The following is an 18,372-nucleotide window of genomic DNA, read 5'->3' on the forward strand; positions in this document are numbered from 1 at the left end:
GCCGCCGAAGTAGCCCGAGACGAGGCCGTAGGTCATGCCGATGACCACGTCGATCGCGAAGGCGATCACGGCGATCAGGAGCGAGACGCGCGTGCCGCTCCAGACCCGCGACCACACGTCGCGGCCCAGCTCGTCGGTGCCGAAGAGGAAGTAGGTGCCGGGCGGCAGGCCCGCCGCGGCGTACGCGTCCTGGCCGTCGCGGGTGCCGTCGAGGATCCCGAGGCCCTCGAGCAGCGGCACGCGCGGCGGGAGGAAGCGCGAGCCGACGTCCGCTCCTCCTCCGGCCGCGGGGAAGAAGGGGACCACCAGGCTCAGCACGACGATGACCACCAGCAGCACCAGGCCGACCATCGCGGGCCAGTTGCCGCGGAAGCGCCGGGCGATGTCGCGGCCGCCGCCGCGGATGATGCGGGTCGAGGTGGTCGGCGGGCCGGCGGGCCGGTTGCCCGGCGAGACCAGGCGCAGGCCCTCGGGCGGGACGCCGGCGTCGAGGCCGGCCGTGGGGGAGACGCGGTCGCTCATGCTGCCTGTCCTGCCAGTCGGATGCGGGGGTCGATCAGTCCGTAGAGCACGTCGACGAGCAGCATCACGAGGATGTAGATGATGCTGTAGACGAGGCTGATCGCGATGACGATGTTGTAGTCGACGTTCTGGATCGCCGTGAGCAGCAGCTGGCCCAGGCCCGGCGCTCCGAAGATCTGCTCGATGACGACGGACCCGGTGATCAGGCCGATCAGCAGCGGCGAGAGCACCGTGATGATCGAGACCAGGGTGTTGCGCAGCGCGTGCCGCCCGATCACCTTCGAGGGGCCGATGCCCTTCGCCTTCGCCAGGAGGATGTAGTCGCTCTCGAGGCAGTCGAGCATCTCGGAGCGGGCGTAGCGGGCGGTCACCGCCATCACGTAGGCGGCGAGCGAGATCGTCGGCAGCACGCTCGAGGTGAAGGGGTCCGACTCGGAGTACCGGATCGGCAGCAGCTTCCACTCGAAGCCGACGAAGTAGACCAGCAGCAGCGCGATCACGAACGAGGGGACGCTGAAGGCGATCACCGAGACGAACGTCGAGAGGTTGTCGAACCAGCCGCGCGGGCGGATCGCCGAGACGATGCCGATCAGCAGGCCCAGCACCACGCCGAGGACGAGGGCCTGGAGTCCGATGCGGATGGTGACGGGCAGGCGGCTGCCGAGCATCTCCGAGACGGGGAAGTCCGGGATGAGGTTGTACGAGATGCCGAAGTCGCCGCGGGCGAGGTTCACCAGGTAGGTGCCCAGCCGCAGGAGCACCGGCTCGTCGAGCCCGTACTTCTGGGTGAGCAGCTCCTTCTGCACCGCGTCGAGCTTCTCGCTGTTGAAGGGCGAGCCCGGGAGCAGCTGCAGCAGCGCGAACATCACGATCGCGATCGCGACGATCGTGAAGACCGAGGTGAGCAGCCGGGTGGCGACGTACTTCGTCACCGGCTCGACCCCTCGGCGATCTCGGTGCGAGCGCCGTCCTCGGGGATGCCGGCCCAGGAGCGGGCGTGGAACTGGGTCAGCCCCACGCGCACCAGGGCGCGGCGGGCGAGGGAGTCGATGATCTCCTCCACCGAGGCCGGCCGCGTGTAGAACGCGGGGACCGGCGGCGCGATGATGCCGCCCGAGCGGGCCACCGCGTCCATCGCGGCGAGGTGCCCGCGGTGCAGCGGCGACTCCCGCACCATCAGGAGGGTCGGCACGCCCTCCTTGAGGCAGACGTCGGCCGCCCGGGTGATCAGATTGTCGGCGAGCCCGTAGGCGATGCCGCTGAGGGTCTTGATCGTGCAGGGCGCGATCACCATCGCTGTGGCTGGCGTGGACCCCGACGCGATGGAGGCGCCGATGTGCGCGGGCCGATGAGCCGTGTCGGCGAGCGCCTCCACCTGCTTCTGGGTGAGGCCGCACTCCTGGTCGAGCGTCATCGCGCCCGCCTTCGAGACGATGACGTCGCTGCGCAGCCCCGGATCCATCCGCAGCAGCTCGAGGATGCGGACCCCGATGCCGACTCCGGAGGCGCCGGTGATGGCGACGATCACGCGGCCGGGGGGCTCCTGGCGGGTGCGGTTCATGCGAGGCCTTCCTTGTCGAGGGTGAGCACGGACTGCGCGAGCGCGTGCACGCCCACCGCGATGTCCGTGATCCCGGTGTACTCCTCCGGGCAGTGGCTGCGGCCGTCCTGCGAGGGGATGAAGATCATGCCGATGGGTCCCAGTCTCGCCATCTGCACCCCGTCGTGCCCGGCTCCGCTGTAGAGGCGGGCGGCGGGGTGGCCGAGGCGCTCGATGGAGCGGCCGATGCCGTCCGCGAGGCGGGGGTCGATGGCCGTCGGGCGCTCCCAGGGCAGCCAGGTCACCTCGTGGCCGAGGCCCCGCGCCGCCGCCTCGGAGGCCGCGGCCTCGGCGATCTGCTCGCGGGCCAGGGTGAACCAGCCGGGGTCGGGGCTGCGGAACTCCGCGGTGACCAGGGCGCTCTCGGTGACGACGCTGGTCGCCTCCGGGGTGAAGGTGACGGCGCCGACGGTGCCGACCGCCTCCGCGGCCCGGGAGGCGATGCGCTCGACCGCGAGGACCACGCCGGCCGCGGCGCAGCCGGCGTCGTGCCGCAGCGCCATCGGCATGGTGCCCGCGTGGTCGCGGCGGCCCGAGAAGAGGGTGCGGAACCGCGAGATCCCCGCGATCGAGGTGACGACTCCGAGCGGCAGCCCCTCGCGCTCGAGGACCGGCCCCTGCTCGATGTGCAGCTCGAGGAAGCCGAGCACCTCGTCGGGGCTCCAGCGGGTGCCCGAGAGCGGATCGGACCAGCCGGCGGCCTCGAGCGCGGCGCCGAGGGTGCGCCCGGTGTCGTCGGTCGCCGAGAGGTGCTCGCCCGTGAGCGAGCCGGCGAGCGCGCGGCTGCCCAGGCAGGAGAGCTCGAAGCGGTTGGCCTCCTCGTTGTAGAAGTCGACGACGCGCAGGTCGTGGTGGAGCCGGATCCCCGACTCCTGCAGCAGGCGCGCCACCTCGATCGCGCCCAGCACGCCGACGATGCCGTCGTAGCGCCCGCCGCCGTCCACCGTGTCGGTGTGCGAGCCGATCACGATCGCGCGGCGGGCGGCTCCCGTGCCGGCGAGGGTGCCGATCACATTGCCGATCCCGTCGATCCGGACCTCGAGGCCCGCGGAGCGCATCCGCTCGGCGACCCAGTGGCGGGAGTCGGTGTCGACCTCGGTCATCGCCACGCGGCTCCAGCCGGGGCGCGAGGAGTCGACGAGGCCGGCGATCTCCTCGAGGTCGAGGGTCAGCCGGGCCGTGTCGGGGAAGCGCACGTCGGGGGTCATCGCGGGTCCTCCCCGCCGTCGGCCAGGGAGCCGTGCACGACGATCGCGGGGCGGAGGGTCAGCCCGTCGGCGACGAGGGCGTCGCGCACGCGGCGGAGGACGTCGCCGGGCGGGACGGCCAGCTCGGCGCCGAGGGCGCGGTCGCCCTCCTTGCGGGTCGCGTCCATCCCGACCTTCGTCACGGTGCCGCCGACCTGCATCGGCACGTTGCGGTCGGTGGCGACCCCGTCGACCAGCATCAGGTCGCGGTCCCACCGCATCCGGCTCGTCCGGGCCCAGTGCACGTGCTCCGGGTCCCAGGCGTCCACGTCGGAGTCGACGACGGTGACCTGCTTGACCATGCTGACGGCCGCGAACGCGCCGAACATCACGCGCTTGGCGGTGCCCGGACGGCCGTTCGCGATCGCGACCACCACGTCGACGCGACCGCCGCCGGAGTGCGTGACCGCCACGTCGACGATGTCGCAGCCGACGTTCCGCAGCGCGTGCCGGATGCCGGCGGCGATGGGCAGCGCCGCGATGTAGCTGTGCTCGGAGGAGAGGCCGGGGAGGATCACCTGGACCTCGGGGGACTCGCGGCGGGTCACGGCGGTGACCTCGAGGGTGATCCCGTCGCCGTAGTCCTCGTACATGCCGTGGTACTCGTTCACGAGGCCCTCGTGCACCGGCCGGTCGGCGTGCAGGATCCCCTCGATCACGATCTCGGCGTCGGCGGGGACGAGCACGTCGCTGGTCGTCGCCCGCGCGACCCGCACCTCCTCGCCGAGCAGGTGGGCGGCGTGCTCCAGCTCGTCGTCGCCGAGGGCGAGGTAGCAGCAGGCGGCGAGCTGCACGGCCGGGTGCGCTCCGAGGACCACGGCGACGGGGAGCCCGCCGACGGCCGCGGCCGAGCGCGAGAGCGCGGTGAGGTGGTGGTTCGGCGCGATCCCGACGAAGCCGGTGGTCGCGTCGAGCGGCTTGATCCGCGCGTAGGAGGCGTTGCGGTGCCCGGTCACCGGGTCGAACGCCACGATGAGCCCGGCGGTGAGGTAGCCGCCGGAGTCCTTCTCGAACCAGACCGGAGCGACGACCTCCTCCCACACGGAGGCGGCGGGCAGGCGCACGGCCTGCACCGGGGCGTCCTCGACCACGCGCACCGGGGTGCGGTCGGCGACCGCGGCGGTGAGCCGGTCGAGCAGCTCGTCGACCCGGCAGCCGACGGCGCGGGCGATCCGCTCGCGGCTGGAGAGCACGTTGCCGACCACGGGGTGGGCGGAGCCGGCGACCGCGGTCAGGCGCACGGCGGGCCCGCGGTCCAGGAGCGCGAGCACGCTCGCCAGCTCGAAGCGGGCGTCGACGCTGCGCTCGACGGTGACGAGCTCGTCGGCCGGCAGCGCGTCGACGTAGGCGCGGAGGGACTGCTCGCCCATCAGGCGGCCCTCGCGACGAAGCGGCCGTCGCCCGGCCGGCCGAGCAGGCCCGCCTCCCGGCTGAAGACGGGGGTCCCGCGGACCACGGTGGTCTCGAGGCGCCCGGGGAAGGACATGCCCGCGTAGGGGCTCCAGGTCGCGGTCGAGAGCATCGGCGTCTCGTCGATCACGGTCGTGCCGGACGGGTCGACCACGGCGAAGTCCGCGTCCAGGCCCGCCTCGATCGCGCCCTTGCGGTGGCCGAGGCCGAACGCGCGGGCGGGGTTCGTCGCGAGGACCTCGGCGGCGCGCAGCAGCGAGAGGCGGCCGCCGAGGTAGCCGGCGCCGACCACGATCGGCAGCAGGGTCTGCACGCCGGGCGCTCCGGAGGCGTTGTCGAAGATCACGTCGGCGCTCTTCTTCGCCAGCGGCCACGGCGCGTGGTCGGAGGTCACCAGGCCGATCCGGCCGTCGGCGAGCGCCTCCCACATCCCGCGCGCGTGCTCGGCGGTGCGCAGCGGCGGATTGATCTTGCCGAGGGCGCCGAGGCGCTCCATGTCGTCCTCGGTGAGGACGAGGTAGTGCGGGCAGGTCTCCAGCGTCGCGTCGAGCCCGCGGGCGGCGCTCGCCGTCACGAGCTCGACGGTGCCGGGGAGGCTCGCGTGGAAGATGTGGAAGGGAACACCGGCCGCCGAGGCGAGCTCGAGTCCGAGCGCCACCGAGGAGGTCTCGGACACGGGCGGGCGGCTGCGGACGTGGTCGAGGGGGGCGGTGCGGCCGGCGGCCCTCGCCGCCGCGACGAGCGCGCCGATGATCTCGCCGTCCTCCGCGTGCACGCCGACGCGGACGCCTCGCTCGGCCATGATCGCGAAGGCCTCGAGCAGCTGGTCGGAGGGGATGCGGGGGAAGCGGATCGGGTCGGTCTCGAACAGCGAGACCTTGAATCCGCAGACGCCCTCGTCGATCATCCCGGCCACGTCCCGCGCGCCGTCCCCGGGGCGGACCGTGCCGTGCAGGGCGACGTCGACGACGGCCTCGCGCTCGAGGCGCTCGCGCTTGGCGACGACGGCGGCGGCCGTGTTCACCGGGCTGCCCGCGTCGTAGGGCATGTCGAGGATCGTGGTCACCCCGCCCGCCGCGGCGGCCGCGGTCGCGCCGGTGAACGTCTCGGTCGGCTCCGAGAAGGCGTGGACGTGCGCGTCGACCGCGCCGGGCAGGACGAGCATCCCCGCGCCGCCGATCACGACCGAGGCCTCCGCGAGGGCGCGCGCCGCCTCGCGTCCGCGGAGCACGGCGGCGATGCGGCCGTCCTCGACGACCACCGCCCCGTCCTCGATCACGGCGCCCGGCGTGACGACGCGGCCGTGGACGACCGTCCCGCCCGCGTTCACCGCACGGCTCCGATGCGCGCCTCGACGGCGGTGAGGACGGTGCCGAGCACGACCATCGCCTGCGCGTTGATCATCTGCTCCGACTGGTAGATGTCCTCGCGGGTCATCGGGACGATCGAGCGGACCGCCTCGTAGGCGGCCGTGCTGCCCTCGCCGAGCGCCCGGTCCTCCAGGTGCGGCGACGCGAGGTCGATGCCCTGGGTGGCGAGGATGAACTCCACTCCGAGGATCACCTGCGTGTTGTGGATGATGCTGCGCGCCTTCCGCGAGGAGAAGGTGCACATCGAGACGTGGTCCTCCTGGTTCGCCTTCGTCGGGATCGAGTCGACGACGGAGGGGAAGCAGAGCACCTTGTTCTCGGAGGCGATGGCCGCCGCCGCGCAGTGCACGATCGAGAAGCCCGTGTTGAGGCCGAGCTGGCCTCCGACGAGGTTGAGCGGCAGTCCGTAGCTGAGGTTGGGGTCGGTGAGACGGAACGAGCGGCGCTCGGAGATGGCCCCGATCTCGGCCACCGCGATCGAGATGAGGTCGGCCGCGACGCCGATCGGCTCGCCGTGGAAGTTGCCGCCGGAGAGCACGTCGTAGCCGCCCTCGCCGTTCGGGAGCACCAGCGGGTTGTCGGTCGCGGCGTTGGCCTCGCGCACCAGCAGGGTCTGCGCGAACAGGAGCGACTCGCGGGTCGTGCCGTGCACCTGCGGCGCGCAGCGGAGCGAGTAGGCGTCCTGCACGCGCGGCTTGTAGACGCCGCCGACGCGCTGCTCGTCCGGGAGGCGGAGGCGGCGCGCCTCCTCGACGGTGCGCTCGCTGCCCGCGGTGAGGGCGCGGACGTTCGCGGCGACGTCGACCTGGCCGGGGGCGTTCCGCGCGAGGTGGATGCGCTCGTCGAACGCGTCGAGCTCGCCGCGGATCGCCTCGAGCGAGAGCGAGAGGGCCACGTCCGCCTGGCGGGTGAGGCTCCACGCGTCGTGCAGGGCGAGGCAGGCGGTGGCGAGCGAGATGGTCGAGCCGTTGATCAGGGCGAGGACGTCCTTGGGCTTGAGCTCGAACTCGGTGGCGAGCCCGGCGGCCTCGAGGGCCTCGACGGCGGGCATCCGCACGCCGCGGTGGTAGGCCTCGGCCTTCTCGTGGCCGACCATCACGCTGACCATGTGAGCGAGGGGGGCGAGGTCGCCCGAGGCGCCGACCGAGCCCTGGCCCGGGATGACCGGCAGGACGTCGGCGTTGAGCATCGCGATCAGGCGGTCGATGCACTCGATCCGCACGCCCGACATGCCCTTGGCGATCGCGTTGGTGCGCAGCAGCAGGAGCGCGCGGGTCTCGTCCAGGGGGAGCGGCTCGCCGACTCCCGCCGAGTGGGAGTTGATCACCAGGCGCTGGAAGCGGGCCTGGTCCTCGGCGGGGACGCGGACGTCCATCAGCCGGCCGAGCCCGGTGTTGATGCCGTAGATGGCGGGGGCGTCGGGGGCGAGGAAGTGCTCGTCGACGTAGGCCCGGGCCTCGTTCGTGACCCGGCGGGCCTCGTCGCTGAGGACGACCTCGGGGAAGGTGCCGTCCGAGAGCCCGCGGGCGACGAGGGCGATGTCCTCGATCGTGAGCGTGAAGCCGTCGATCTCGACGAAGTCGGGCTGAGAGGAGCCGATCGTGGCGGTTCCGCTCGTCTGTGCCAGTTCAGTCATGGGAGTGAGTCTCTTTCGTTGATCCGGCTTCGGAGCCTCGGTCGTTCGGTGGTAGTGGCTCAAGTCTGCATAGAACGCGAATCAGCAGCAAGTCAGCCGAACAGAAGCGCTGAAGCGCGGCTGCTGCCGAAGCGGATTCGGCGGTGTGCGGCGATGGGGGCTGTCGGCCGAACGATGTTCGGCGCCGCGCCCCCCGCGCCCCGCGCACGACGGAGGGCCGCCCGCCGCGCTCGAGGCGCGGGCGGACGGCCCTCCTGCGGTGCGGTCGCGCTCAGCCGGCCGGGGCCGTGTGCACGGTCCGCGGGTCGTTGAACGACTGGACGCGGCCCGAGAACTCCGACTCGAGGTCGAGCAGCTCCTGTGCGGCGAAGAACGCCATGCCGCTGTGACCCGGGTACTCCTCCGGCATCAGCTCGTTCGAGTACGTGTTGCCCATCTCGGCGAGGTTCGCCCGGCCGGCCTCGATCATCCCGGCCATGGCCGCCTTCATCGTGAAGTGCATCGTGACCAGCTGGAAGCCCAGCTCCGCCAGCTGCGCGAACGACATCTGCTCGAGGCCGCGCTTGGCGTTGATGTCGGCGAACATCTTCAGCCCCGGCACCCGTCGGGCCACCTCGGCGGCGTCCGCGAGGGTCGTGACGTTGACCACGACCGTCGCGTGCGCTCCGAGCGCGACGCAGTCGATCATCCGCTGGATGCCCTCCTCCAGGTTCGCGCTGCCGTAGTTGCTGCGCGCGATCACCATGCAGTCGGTGCCCTCGACGGCGCGGACGGCGGCCCGCACCTTCGCGTAGTACTCCTCGCGGGGGATCATGTTGTCGGCCGAGACGTCCCGGGCGTAGCCGGGCTCGAACTCGTCCTCCATCAGCACCGCCATCGCGCCGGCCTTGGCCACCCGCCTGCAGGTCTCGTAGACCTGCAGGGGGCTGGCGCCGAAGCCGTCCTCGATGTCGACCGCGAGCGGCAGCGGCGACATGTCGACGATCCGCTCCACCGCCCAGAGGAGCTCCTCCAGCGAGAGCAGCCCGAGGTCGGGGATGCCCTTCATCGACATCGACACCTCCGATCCGCTCAGCAGCATCGCCTCGAAGCCGGCCAGCTCGACCGCGCGGGCGGAGGAGCAGTCGAAGACGCAGGGGGCCAGGACGCTCCCGGACTCCATCAGCTCGCGCAGGGTCCTCGTCGCGGTCATCGTGCCGTCTCCTCTCGGGGGGTGGTCCGCATCAGTCGCCCTTCGTGACGAGGCGGTAGTTCCAGGTCAGGCTCACGTTGCGGACCTCCATGCCCTGCACGGCCGGGTTGATCAGCATCGCGATGCCGTTCTGCACGGTCGGGATCACCGCCACGTCGCCCATCAGGATGTCCTCCGCGTCGTGCAGGCTCTGCCAGCGCGCCTCCGGCTGGGAGAGCATGTCGGCGGTGCGGGCCGCGGCGATGATCGAGTCGTACTCCGGGTTCGCGTAGCCGCCGAAGTCGCGGGCGGAGGTGGAGGACAGCAGCTCCAGGAACGCCATCGGGTCCTTGTAGTCGGGGCCCCAGCGGAAGAGGTAGAGGTCGAAGTCGCCGGCCGTGGCCTGCTCGTTCGCCGTCGCCTTGGGCTGGCTGGTGAGCTCGATGCTCAGGCCGGGCAGGTTGGCCTCCCACTGCGAGGCGACGTACTCGGCCTGCGCGATCGAGGCCTCGTCGTCCCAGTACGAGAGCTTCAGGCTCACGGAGTCGGTGCCCAGGGCGGCGAGGCCCTTCGTCCAGGCGGCCTGCGCCGCGTCGAGGTCGTAGGCGAGGTAGCTGCCGCCGGTGTCGCGGAACTGCTTCCCGTCGGGTCCGACCGCCAGGTTCTGCCCGACGAAGTAGTCGGCCGGCTGGGCGCCGTTCTTCAGCACCTCGTCGGCGAGCGCCTCCTTGTCGAAGGAGGTGGCCAGCGCGGTGCGGATGTCCTCGTTCGCGAGCGCCGGGTTCTGGAGGTTGGGGTAGAAGTACCACATGTGCACCTCGAGCGCCGTGGTCAGCTCGGGGGAGTCGGTGTAGCGGTCGATCAGGCTGCCGGAGATCTCGGTGAAGTCGAGGTCGCCGCTCTCCTGGAGGAGCGCCGCGGTCTGCGAGTCCTTCACGACCTGCCACTTGATCGCGTCCAGGTCGATCCCGGAGGCGTTCCAGTAGTCGGCGTTCTTGGCGACCGAGAAGTTGTTGGCGAAGTCCCACGAGTCCCAGACGAAGGGCCCGTTGTAGATCGTCGTCTCGGGGGTCTGGCCGTAGGTGTCGCCCACGCTCTCGAGGTAGGCCTGGTTCACCGGGAGGAACGCGGGCCGCACCAGCAGCGCCTGGAAGTAGGGCACGTCGGCGGCGAGCTGCACCTGCAGGGTCTTGTCGTCGAGCGCCGTGACGCCGAGCTGGGTGTAGTCCATCCCCTCGTTGACGATCTCGTTGGCGTTCTTGATGCCGGCGGCGACCGCCTCGTTGCTGTTCGGAGCCGCGGTGGCCGGGTTCACCAGGCGCTTCCACGAGTACTCGAAGTCCTGCGCGGTGACCGGCGTCCCGTTGCTCCACGACGCGTCGCGGATCGTGAACGTGTAGGTCAGGCCGTCGTCGGACTTCTCGACGCTCTCCGCCATCAGCGGGTCGATCTGGCCGTCGGCGTCGAGCGTGTAGAGGCCGTCGAAGACGGCGGTGAGCACCTCGTTCGACATGCCGTCGTTCACCTTGTGCGGATCGACGGCCTGCAGGGGGAGCAGCTTGCCGACGGTGAGGACGTGGGAGGACGTGCCGGCCTGGCTCGACGACGTCGAGTCGGTGCCGCAGGCGGACAGCAGGCCGACGGCCGCGGTCATCGCGACCGCCGCCATCAGGAGCTTCGGGAGCCGTTTCATGGGAGGAGGTACCCCTTCGTGTGTGGTGCATCGGGAGACTCGGGGGAGTCGGGAGGGTGCGGCGTCATCGAGGGGACTGGCGCATGCGTTCGGTGATCTCGCAGAAAGTCTGCACGGTGATGCCTCCTGAGGCAAATGGTCTGTATCCTGTACAGCGATTCCCACTCTGGCCGCACAGAAGCGGCTCACGCCCTCGAAAGGTGTCTCCCTTGCCGAACATAATTAGGCCGGTCCGGCTCGACGAGGTCGACCGCGCGATCATCAACGTCCTGGTGCAGGACGGGCGCATCCCGAACAAGGAGCTGGCCGACCGGATCGGCCTCGCCCCCTCCTCCTCGCTGGCCCGGGTGCGGGCGCTGATCGAGAGCGGAGTCATCTCGGGCTTCCACGCCGAGGTCGACGCGCGCCTGCTCGGCAAGGGCATCCGCGCGATCCTCCGCGTGCAGCTGCGCGAGCACTCGCGGGCCGAGAACGCCCGCTTCGCCGAGGCGATGTCGAAGCTGCCCCAGGTGGTGAACCTGTGGCTGGTCGCGGGCGAGGACGACTACCTGATCGAGGTGGTCGCCGCGAGCCCCGACGAGCTGAGCGACTTCGTGCTCGACTGCGTCACCTCCGATCCGGTGGTCGCCGACACCTACACGACCCTGGTGTTCTCCCGCTGGCGCGGCGTCGGGCCGATCCCCACCGACGACGACGCGTGAGCGCCGAGCGCCTCCGCCGGCTCCTCGAGGGCGAGGTGCTGCTCGACACGCACAACGACCTGCTCTGCGGGCTGCGGCGCTACGAGGGGTACCGCGTCGAGGGCTTCGACCGGCTCCGCCCGGAGTTCCACACCGACCTGCCGCGGCTGCGCGCGGGGGGAGTCTCGGCGCAGGTCTGGTCGGTCTTCGTCTCGGCCCTGCAGAGCGAGGGCGACGCGGTCGCCGCGACGCTGGAGCAGATCGACGCCGCGTACCGGTTCGCCGCCGCCCACCCGCGCGACCTCCGGATCGTGACCACGGTGCGGGAGGCGGAGCAGGCGATCGCCTCCGGTCGGATCGCCTCGTTCCTCGGGATCGAGGGCGGCCACTCCGTCGCTTCCTCCCTCGGCGTGCTCCGGATGCTCGCCCGGCTGGGCGTCCGGACGATGACGCTCACGCACAACAGCTCGCTCGACTGGGCGGAGGCCGCCACCGGCACCCCGGTCGAGGGCGGGCTGACGGCGGACGGGGTAGCCGTCGTCCGCGAGCTGAACAGGCTCGGCGTCGTCGTCGACCTCTCGCACACCTCCGAGCGCACCCAGCTCGCCGCGCTCGCCGCCGCCTCCGCTCCCGTCCTCTACTCCCACTCCGGAGTCGCGGACGTCGCCGCGCACCCGCGCAACGTCTCCGCCCGCGCTCTCGCGGCGCTCGCCGCGAACGGAGGAGTGCTGCAGATCGCCTTCGTCGCGCAGTTCGTCTCGCGCGCCTTCGCCGACTGGTCGGCCGAGGCCGACGCCGCCCGCGCCGAGCTCGGGATCACCACCTCGATGCCCTGGCCCCGCGCCCCCCGCCCCTCCGAGGCGCCCGAGGACGCCGCCCGGGCGAACCGGGCCGCGTTCCCAGTGGCTGAGCCCGCCGCGCTCGCCGCCTTCGAGCAGTGGCGCCTCGCGCATCCGGCGCCGCTGGTCACCGTCGCGCAGGTCGCCGACCACGTCGACGCCGCCCGACAGGCGGTCGGGTCGCGGCACGTCGGCCTCGGCAGCGACTTCGACGGCGTCGCCGACCTGCCCGAGGGGCTCGGCGACGTCTCGGGCTACCCGCGCCTGCTCGCCGAGCTGGCCGACCGCGGCTGGAGCGACGCCGAGCTGCTCGACCTGGCCGGACGCAACACCCTGCGCGTGCTCCGCGCGGCGGAGGAGGCCGCCGAGGCCCCGGAGGACGCGCGCGCCTGAGCGCCTGCGAGGGCCGGATCCCGCCTCCTGGACCCGCGACCCAGGGAACGCTGGCAGGATGTACGGGACGGCCGGTGCGCGAGAGCGCGCCGCACGGACGGCACCGCCCGCTGAGAGCGGCCCCGCCCGGACCCGTCCCGCACACCTCCACCCGCTCCCGACAGCGCTCACAGCGCCGGAGCGACACATCACCGCGGCCCGACCGGGCGCGCGGTCGGACCCTGCGCCGCGCGCCCGCGTCCAGCCACTCCCTCCCGGAAGAACCGCATGAGAAACGCCAGAACCGCCAAGCCCGCCCGCCACCACCTCGAGCTCCCCAAGCCCAAGCCCCTCGAGAAGGGCGCCATGCGGATCACCCCGCTCGGCGGCCTCGGCGAGATCGGCCGCAACATGACCGTCTTCGAGCACAAGGGCAAGCTGCTCATCGTCGACTGCGGCGTCCTCTTCCCGGAGGAGAACCAGCCCGGCATCGACGTGATCCTCCCCGACTTCGCCGCGATCCGCTCGCGCCTGAAGGACATCGAGGCCATCGTCCTCACCCACGGCCACGAGGACCACATCGGCGGTGTGCCCTACCTCCTCAAGGAGCGCGGCGACATCCCGATCATCGCCTCGACCTTCACCCTCGCGCTGATCAGCGCGAAGCTGCAGGAGCACCGCATCACCCCGCGCACGCGCCCGGTGAAGGAGGGCGACCGGATCGACGCCGGCGTCTTCGACCTCGAGTTCCTCGCCGTGAACCACTCCATCCCGGACGGGCTCGCCGTCGCGATCCGCACCGAGGCCGGCCTCGTGCTGCACACGGGCGACTTCAAGATGGACCAGTTCCCGCTCGACGGGCGCACGACCGACCTCCCCGGCTTCGCGCGCCTCGGCGACGAGGGCGTCGACCTGTTCCTGGTCGACTCCACCAACGCCGACGTCCCCGGCTTCGCGATCTCGGAGGGCGACCTCGCCCCCGCGATCGACCAGGTGTTCCGCACCGCGCCGCGCCGCATCGTCGTGTCCAGCTTCGCGAGCCACGTGCACCGCATCCAGCAGGTCCTCGACGCCGCGCAGCGCCACGGCCGCAAGGTCGCCTTCGTCGGCCGCTCGATGGTCCGCAACATGGGCATCGCCGCCGACCTGGGCTACCTCAAGATCCCGGCCGGCCTCGTCGTCGACATGAAGGTGCTCGAGAAGCTCCCCGCGACCGAGATCGTGATGATCTGCACCGGTTCGCAGGGCGAGCCGATGGCGGCGCTCTCGCGCATGGCCAACAAGGACCACATCATCGACATCGGCCCCGGCGACACCGTGCTGCTGGCCAGCTCGCTGATCCCCGGCAACGAGAACGCGATCTACCGGATCATCAACGCCTTCACCCGCTGGGGCGCCACCGTCGTGCACAAGGGCAACGCCAAGGTGCACGTCTCGGGTCACGCCAGCGCGGGCGAGCTCGCCTACTGCTACAACATCCTCCGCCCCACCGCGGTGCTCCCCGTGCACGGCGAGTGGCGCCACCTCACTGCGAACGCGGCGATCGCGACCCGCACCGGGATCGACGAGAAGGACGTCTTCGTCATCGAGGACGGCGTCTCGATCGACCTGGTGAAGGGCCGCTCGCGCATCAGCGGGCGCATCCCGGCCGACCAGATCCTGGTCGACGGCACCACGATGGGCGTCGCCACCGAGGACGCGATGAACGACCGCATCGTCCTCGCCGAGGAGGGGGCCATCACGGTCCTCGCCATCGCCGACCTCGACCGCGGCACCCTTGGCGAGCCGGTCGAGTTCTTCACCCGCGGTTTCGTCGAGGAGCCGGGCTGGAAGGCCAACGCGAGCAAGGCGATCGACGACGCGGTCCTGCAGGCCGCGGGCAAGCCGGTCGAGCTCGAGGCCATGGAGGCGCTGATCACGCGCACCCTCGGCCGCTGGCTGACCCGCCGCCACCGCCGCAACCCGGTCATCACCACGATCGTCGTCGAGGAGTAGGCGCCTTCCACGCCGGCCTCCGCCTCCGCTACCCCCTGCCCCGCGAGGCGCGGGCGGAGCAGAGTGGGAGGGTCGGCAGGTCGCCGACGTGAAGGGAGAGCGCCATGAGCACCGACCGCACCACGGGTGAGGACACCGAGAAGACCGAGGACCTCCCCGACGGCACCGGGACGGACACCTCCTCCGGTGGCGGCGACACCGACACCGTCTCCGGCGGAGAGCCGGACGAGCCCACCGAGTAGGGCCGTGAACGACGAAGGGCGGGACCGCGAGGTCCCGCCCTTCGTCGTTCCGCCGATCAGATCAGCGGACCGTCGCTCTCGCTCGAGCGGCGGGTGACCTGCTCGCCGCTGGCCGGGTCGACGGCCGAGCGCGTGGTCGAGACGGCCTGACGGCGGCGTGTCAGCAGGACCAGCCCGAGGATCAGGCCGACCGCTCCGGCCGCCATGAGGATGTAGCCGACCAGCTTCAGGTCGATCCCGGACACCTGCACGTCCACCGCGAAGGCGAGGACCGCGCCGACGACGAGGAGGAAGATCCCTGCTCCGATGCTCATTGCGTGCTCCTTCTGACTGCCGCCGGAGCGCGCGCGGGAAGCGCGCAGGGGCACCGGCGATCGCCTCACCGTAGACCCGGGGTCCGGCGGCCCCCAGGCCTTCCAGCGGGAGCCTCCGGGGGTGTAGGGCCGCGCGGGGTCAGCGGTCGGAGACGCGGAGCATCACGCGGGTGCGGTCGGCGCGGGTCACCAGGCCCTCGATCAGGAGGAAGACGCGGTACTCGAGCCGGTACTTCGCCAGGAACACGCGGCCCAGGCGCTCGACCTCGCCGGGGTCGGCGTCGATCTCCGCGGCGGCCTCGACCGGCACCGCGTAGTCCGAGACGCGGCCGCGGCGGTCGCACGGGACGAGAGTCACCCGCGCGTCGTTGCGGAGGCGCTTCACCTTGCCGCTGCGGCGGGGGGTGGTGACGATCAGCTCGTCGCCGTCGCGGGCGATCCAGACCGGGGTCGAGACGGCGTCCCCGGACTTGCGGAACGTGGTGAGCGAGACGAAGCGCTCGTCGGCGAGAGCGGTGAGGTCCGGGGAGAGGGGCATGACCGAAGTAGAGCGGCCGCGAGCGGTCACCGCAAGCCTCCCTGCCACCTCGATCCGCCCCCGTAGGGTGGAGTGATGACCGACGCGACGCCTCTGATCGGCCCGACCGAGGCGCCCGAGCTGCACGTGATGACCTACAACATCCGCCGCCGGATGCCGCGCCTCACCTCCCGTGCCGTCGACCAGTGGGACCGCCGCCGCCCGCTCGTCCAGCGGGTGCTGGAGCAGGAGCGCCCCTCGATCCTCGCCGTGCAGGAGGCGCTGCCGGACCAGTCGGCCGCCGTGCACGAGGCGCTGGGCTCCTCCTTCGAGGCGATGGGCTTCGGCCGGGACGCGGACCGCGGCGGCGAGCGCGTGATGCTCTTCGTCGACCGCAGCCGCTACGCCGTCCGGCACTGGACTCAGATCGCCCTGTCGGACACCCCGGACGTCGCCGGCTCGCGCAGCTGGGGCAACCGCATCCCCCGCACGGCCGTGATCGCGGAGCTGACCGATCACGCGACCAGCCGCGAGCTCACCGTGATCTCGACCCACTTCGACCACATCTCGCGGCGCTCGCGCCAGCGCTCCGCCGAGCTGATCGCCCGCCGCGTCCTCGAGCTCGGACGCCCCGCGATCGTGATGGGCGACACCAACACCGACGTCGACACCGTCCCCTACCGGACGATCCTCGACGAGGGCAGCCTCGTGGACGCGTGGGAGACGGCGGAGGAGCACCTCACCCACTCCTGGAGCACCTTCTCGAACTACCGCCCGCCCGCGCCGGGCAAGCGGATCGACTGGCTGCTCGTCAGCGCGGGCGCGTTCGAGGTCGTCTCCGCGGGGATCAACGCCGTCCGCTACGGGGGAGCGGCGCCCTCCGACCACGAGCCGGTCCAGGCCGTGCTGCGCTTCACGAACCCGTGAGCGGCACCGCCCTCGTCGAGACCTTCCTCGAGCCCCCGCGCACACGCGGGGAGTGGACGGCCGACGGCATCCGCGCGATCGGGGCGGCGAGCATCGTGGCGGCCGCGATCGGCTGGGACCTGGTCGACGTGGCGGTGCTCGCGCTCGCGGCGATCGGGCTGGTGCTGCCGCGCTTCCTCGGCATCCGGCCGGCGCTCGACGCCCTCTTCGGGCTCGCGCTGCTCGTGGCGTCCTGGAGCAGCGTCCTCGGCCTCTACGAGGCCTGGCCGCAGTGGGACCTGGTCGTGCACTGCGTGCTCAACGGGTTGATCGCCGCGGTGGCCTACGTCGTCGCTGCGCGGGCCGGAGTGGTGCCGGCCGTCGCGGGCGATCGCGGGCCGCTGCTCCCGGCGGTCGTGCTCTGCGCCTGCTTCGGCACGACCGCGGGCGTGCTGTGGGAGTGGGGCGAGTGGGCGGGGCACCGCTTCATCGACTCCTCGATCTTCGTCGGCTACGAGGACACGCTCGGCGATCTCGCCGCGGGTGCGCTGGGCTCGATCCTCGCCGGCGCGCTGATGCGCTTCTGGTCCGCGAAGTCCCGGGTGGTCGGATCGGGCGCCTCGCGCGGCGTCGGAGGTGCGGCGTAGCCTGTCCCGCATGTGCGGCCGCTTCGCGATGGACTCCGAGACCGATGAGCTGATCCGCGAGTTCGTCGCCGCGGGCGGGCGCGCCGAGGACTGGGCGCCCGACTACAGCGTCGCTCCCACCGACATCGCGCCGATCGTGCGCGAGCGGCTCCACGAGGGAGAGCGGGAGCGCGAGCTGGAGCTCGCGTCCTGGGGCTTCACCCCGTCCTGGTCGAAGGGCAAGGGGCCCTCGCCGATCAACGCGCGCCTCGAGACGGTCGCGACGAACGGCCTGTTCCGCGGAGCGTTCGCCAAGCAGCGCGCGATCGTCCCGATGCGCGGGTACTACGAGTGGGAGACCCGCGCCGACGGCAAGCAGCCCTGGTTCCTGCAGGGCGAGGAGCCGATCCTCGCCGCGGCCGGCCTCTACACGGCGCGCAAGGAGGGCGACGACTGGCGCGTCTCCTTCACGGTGATCACCCGCGAGGCGCGCGACGCCTCCGGCGAGGTGCACGACCGGATGCCGGTGTTCCTCACCCCCGACGTGCGCGACGCCTGGCTCGACCCTGCGCCGCTCGCCTCCGCCGAGGAGATGCTCGCCACCCTCGACCGGGCGTCCGTCGCGATGGCCTCGACCGTCACGGCCCACCCGGTCGACCGCCGCGTCAACAACTCCCGCACCGTCGACCGCCGCGACCCGGGCCTGCTGACGCCGCTCGCCTGACAGGCCCGGGCTGATCCGCGCCACGGCCGGCGCCTCCCTCCCTCGCCCGCGTCGCCCCTGTGAGAACGCGGGAGGGGCGGAGCCGCGGCCCCGCCCCTCCCGGGCGTCCTACTTCGTGCCGGCGTGACCCGGGAACGGCTTGCCGTTCAGCGAGACCTCGTCGGGGTCGACCTCGACGTCGCCCACGTCGTCCGGGCCGCCCGTGCCGGGCACGGCCTTCACCTCCGCCGAGCCGGAGACCTCGGTGCGGCTCTCCGCCGGGTCCGAGTCCTGCTTGGCCTCGGTCTCGCGCTCGCTGCCGGGCGACTCCGAGATGTCCTTCTCGATGGTCTCGCTCTCGGAGGAGGTGGCGGGCGCCGCCCCGTCCGGCTTGCCGATGGTCGAGCCCTGGTCGTCCTGCTCCGTGCGGTCCTGGTCCATGTCGTCGCCTTTCGTCGGGACCTCCGACGCTACGTCGGGGCGTCCGCGGGGGCACCCGCTTGACAGCCCGGCCGAGGGAGGGCGGCGT

The 18,372-nt window shown here is 72.2% G+C and carries 18 protein-coding genes and 1 pseudogene; 7 read left to right on the forward strand and 12 right to left on the reverse strand.

Annotation, left to right across the window (positions count from 1 at the left end):
• From C5C24_RS18560 to C5C24_RS06730, 9 genes and pseudogenes are all read right to left on the reverse strand, one after another.
• Positions 1-522 (reverse strand): annotated as a pseudogene (locus C5C24_RS18560) (hypothetical protein); the annotation flags it as partial.
• Positions 519-1,454, reverse strand: coding sequence for an ABC transporter permease (locus C5C24_RS06695; RefSeq protein ID WP_104276279.1), 936 nt, complete (start codon positions 1,452-1,454; stop codon positions 519-521). The gene C5C24_RS06695 and the pseudogene C5C24_RS18560, both read right to left, overlap by 4 nt.
• Complete coding sequence (locus C5C24_RS06700; RefSeq protein WP_104276278.1) at positions 1,451-2,083, reverse strand: UbiX family flavin prenyltransferase; 633 nt, start codon at positions 2,081-2,083, stop codon at positions 1,451-1,453. Before C5C24_RS06700 ends, C5C24_RS06695 begins: the two co-directional genes overlap by 4 nt.
• On the reverse strand, positions 2,080-3,330 hold the full coding sequence (locus C5C24_RS06705; protein ID WP_104304589.1) for a M20 family metallo-hydrolase: 1,251 nt from the start codon (positions 3,328-3,330) through the stop codon (positions 2,080-2,082). The genes C5C24_RS06700 and C5C24_RS06705 overlap by 4 nt, the downstream gene beginning before the upstream one ends.
• A complete protein-coding gene (locus tag C5C24_RS06710) occupies positions 3,327-4,739 on the reverse strand; it encodes a UbiD family decarboxylase (protein ID WP_104304590.1) in 1,413 nt (470 codons plus the stop codon). The genes C5C24_RS06705 and C5C24_RS06710 overlap by 4 nt, the downstream gene beginning before the upstream one ends.
• Positions 4,739-6,109, reverse strand: coding sequence for a dihydroorotase family protein (locus tag C5C24_RS06715; protein WP_104304591.1), 1,371 nt, complete (start codon positions 6,107-6,109; stop codon positions 4,739-4,741). The genes C5C24_RS06710 and C5C24_RS06715 overlap by 1 nt, the downstream gene beginning before the upstream one ends.
• Complete coding sequence (gene hutH, locus C5C24_RS06720) at positions 6,106-7,785, reverse strand: histidine ammonia-lyase (protein WP_104276274.1); 1,680 nt, start codon at positions 7,783-7,785, stop codon at positions 6,106-6,108. The genes C5C24_RS06715 and hutH overlap by 4 nt, the downstream gene beginning before the upstream one ends.
• Before the next feature lie 271 nt (positions 7,786-8,056).
• Positions 8,057-8,977, reverse strand: a complete 921-nt coding sequence (locus C5C24_RS06725; RefSeq protein WP_104276273.1) for an oxaloacetate decarboxylase — start codon at positions 8,975-8,977, stop codon at positions 8,057-8,059.
• 31 nt (positions 8,978-9,008) lie between these two features.
• The gene (locus tag C5C24_RS06730; RefSeq protein ID WP_104304592.1) at positions 9,009-10,649 is read right to left on the reverse strand and encodes a peptide ABC transporter substrate-binding protein; all 1,641 of its coding nucleotides are present in this window, start codon (positions 10,647-10,649) and stop codon (positions 9,009-9,011) included.
• Positions 10,650-10,858: 209 nt separating this feature from the next.
• On the opposite strand from C5C24_RS06730, the gene C5C24_RS06735 reads away from it, so the two are divergent.
• From C5C24_RS06735 to C5C24_RS17895, 4 genes are all read left to right on the forward strand, one after another.
• Positions 10,859-11,350, forward strand: a complete 492-nt coding sequence (locus C5C24_RS06735; protein WP_208543320.1) for an Lrp/AsnC family transcriptional regulator — start codon at positions 10,859-10,861, stop codon at positions 11,348-11,350.
• Positions 11,347-12,561: a dipeptidase gene (locus C5C24_RS06740; protein WP_104276271.1), complete on the forward strand. Its 1,215-nt coding sequence runs from the start codon at positions 11,347-11,349 to the stop codon at positions 12,559-12,561. Before C5C24_RS06735 ends, C5C24_RS06740 begins: the two co-directional genes overlap by 4 nt.
• 267 nt (positions 12,562-12,828) lie before the next feature.
• The gene (locus C5C24_RS06745; protein ID WP_104222925.1) at positions 12,829-14,535 is read left to right on the forward strand and encodes a ribonuclease J; all 1,707 of its coding nucleotides are present in this window, start codon (positions 12,829-12,831) and stop codon (positions 14,533-14,535) included.
• 104 nt (positions 14,536-14,639) lie between these two features.
• Positions 14,640-14,777, forward strand: coding sequence for a hypothetical protein (locus tag C5C24_RS17895; protein ID WP_181110003.1), 138 nt, complete (start codon positions 14,640-14,642; stop codon positions 14,775-14,777).
• Positions 14,778-14,833: 56 nt separating this feature from the next.
• Here the strand turns inward: C5C24_RS17895 and C5C24_RS06750 are convergent, their stop codons facing one another.
• Both C5C24_RS06750 and C5C24_RS06755 read right to left on the reverse strand, forming a co-directional pair.
• Complete coding sequence (locus C5C24_RS06750; RefSeq protein ID WP_104222924.1) at positions 14,834-15,091, reverse strand: DUF6458 family protein; 258 nt, start codon at positions 15,089-15,091, stop codon at positions 14,834-14,836.
• Positions 15,092-15,230: 139 nt separating this feature from the next.
• Positions 15,231-15,629 carry a PPOX class F420-dependent oxidoreductase gene (locus tag C5C24_RS06755; RefSeq protein ID WP_104281326.1) on the reverse strand — a complete coding sequence of 133 codons (399 nt, stop codon included), beginning with the start codon at positions 15,627-15,629 and terminating at the stop codon, positions 15,231-15,233.
• A 75-nt stretch (positions 15,630-15,704) separates the two neighbouring features.
• On the opposite strand from C5C24_RS06755, the gene C5C24_RS06760 reads away from it, so the two are divergent.
• The 3 genes from C5C24_RS06760 to C5C24_RS06770 are packed head-to-tail and all read left to right on the forward strand — an operon-like array spanning position 15,705 to position 17,864.
• The gene (locus tag C5C24_RS06760) at positions 15,705-16,535 is read left to right on the forward strand and encodes an endonuclease/exonuclease/phosphatase family protein (RefSeq protein ID WP_104276269.1); all 831 of its coding nucleotides are present in this window, start codon (positions 15,705-15,707) and stop codon (positions 16,533-16,535) included.
• Positions 16,532-17,161: a hypothetical protein gene (locus C5C24_RS06765; RefSeq protein ID WP_104304593.1), complete on the forward strand. Its 630-nt coding sequence runs from the start codon at positions 16,532-16,534 to the stop codon at positions 17,159-17,161. Before C5C24_RS06760 ends, C5C24_RS06765 begins: the two co-directional genes overlap by 4 nt.
• Positions 17,162-17,171: 10 nt before the next feature.
• Positions 17,172-17,864: an SOS response-associated peptidase gene (locus C5C24_RS06770; protein WP_104276267.1), complete on the forward strand. Its 693-nt coding sequence runs from the start codon at positions 17,172-17,174 to the stop codon at positions 17,862-17,864.
• Between the two features lie 108 nt (positions 17,865-17,972).
• Here C5C24_RS06770 and C5C24_RS06775 read toward each other — a convergent pair whose 3' ends face one another.
• Positions 17,973-18,284, reverse strand: coding sequence for a hypothetical protein (locus C5C24_RS06775; protein ID WP_104222919.1), 312 nt, complete (start codon positions 18,282-18,284; stop codon positions 17,973-17,975).
• Positions 18,285-18,372 lie beyond the last annotated feature (88 nt).

The sequence above is a fragment of the Rathayibacter sp. AY2B3 genome (genome assembly GCF_002931755.1).
In the GTDB taxonomy this organism is placed as follows: domain Bacteria; phylum Actinomycetota; class Actinomycetes; order Actinomycetales; family Microbacteriaceae; genus Rathayibacter.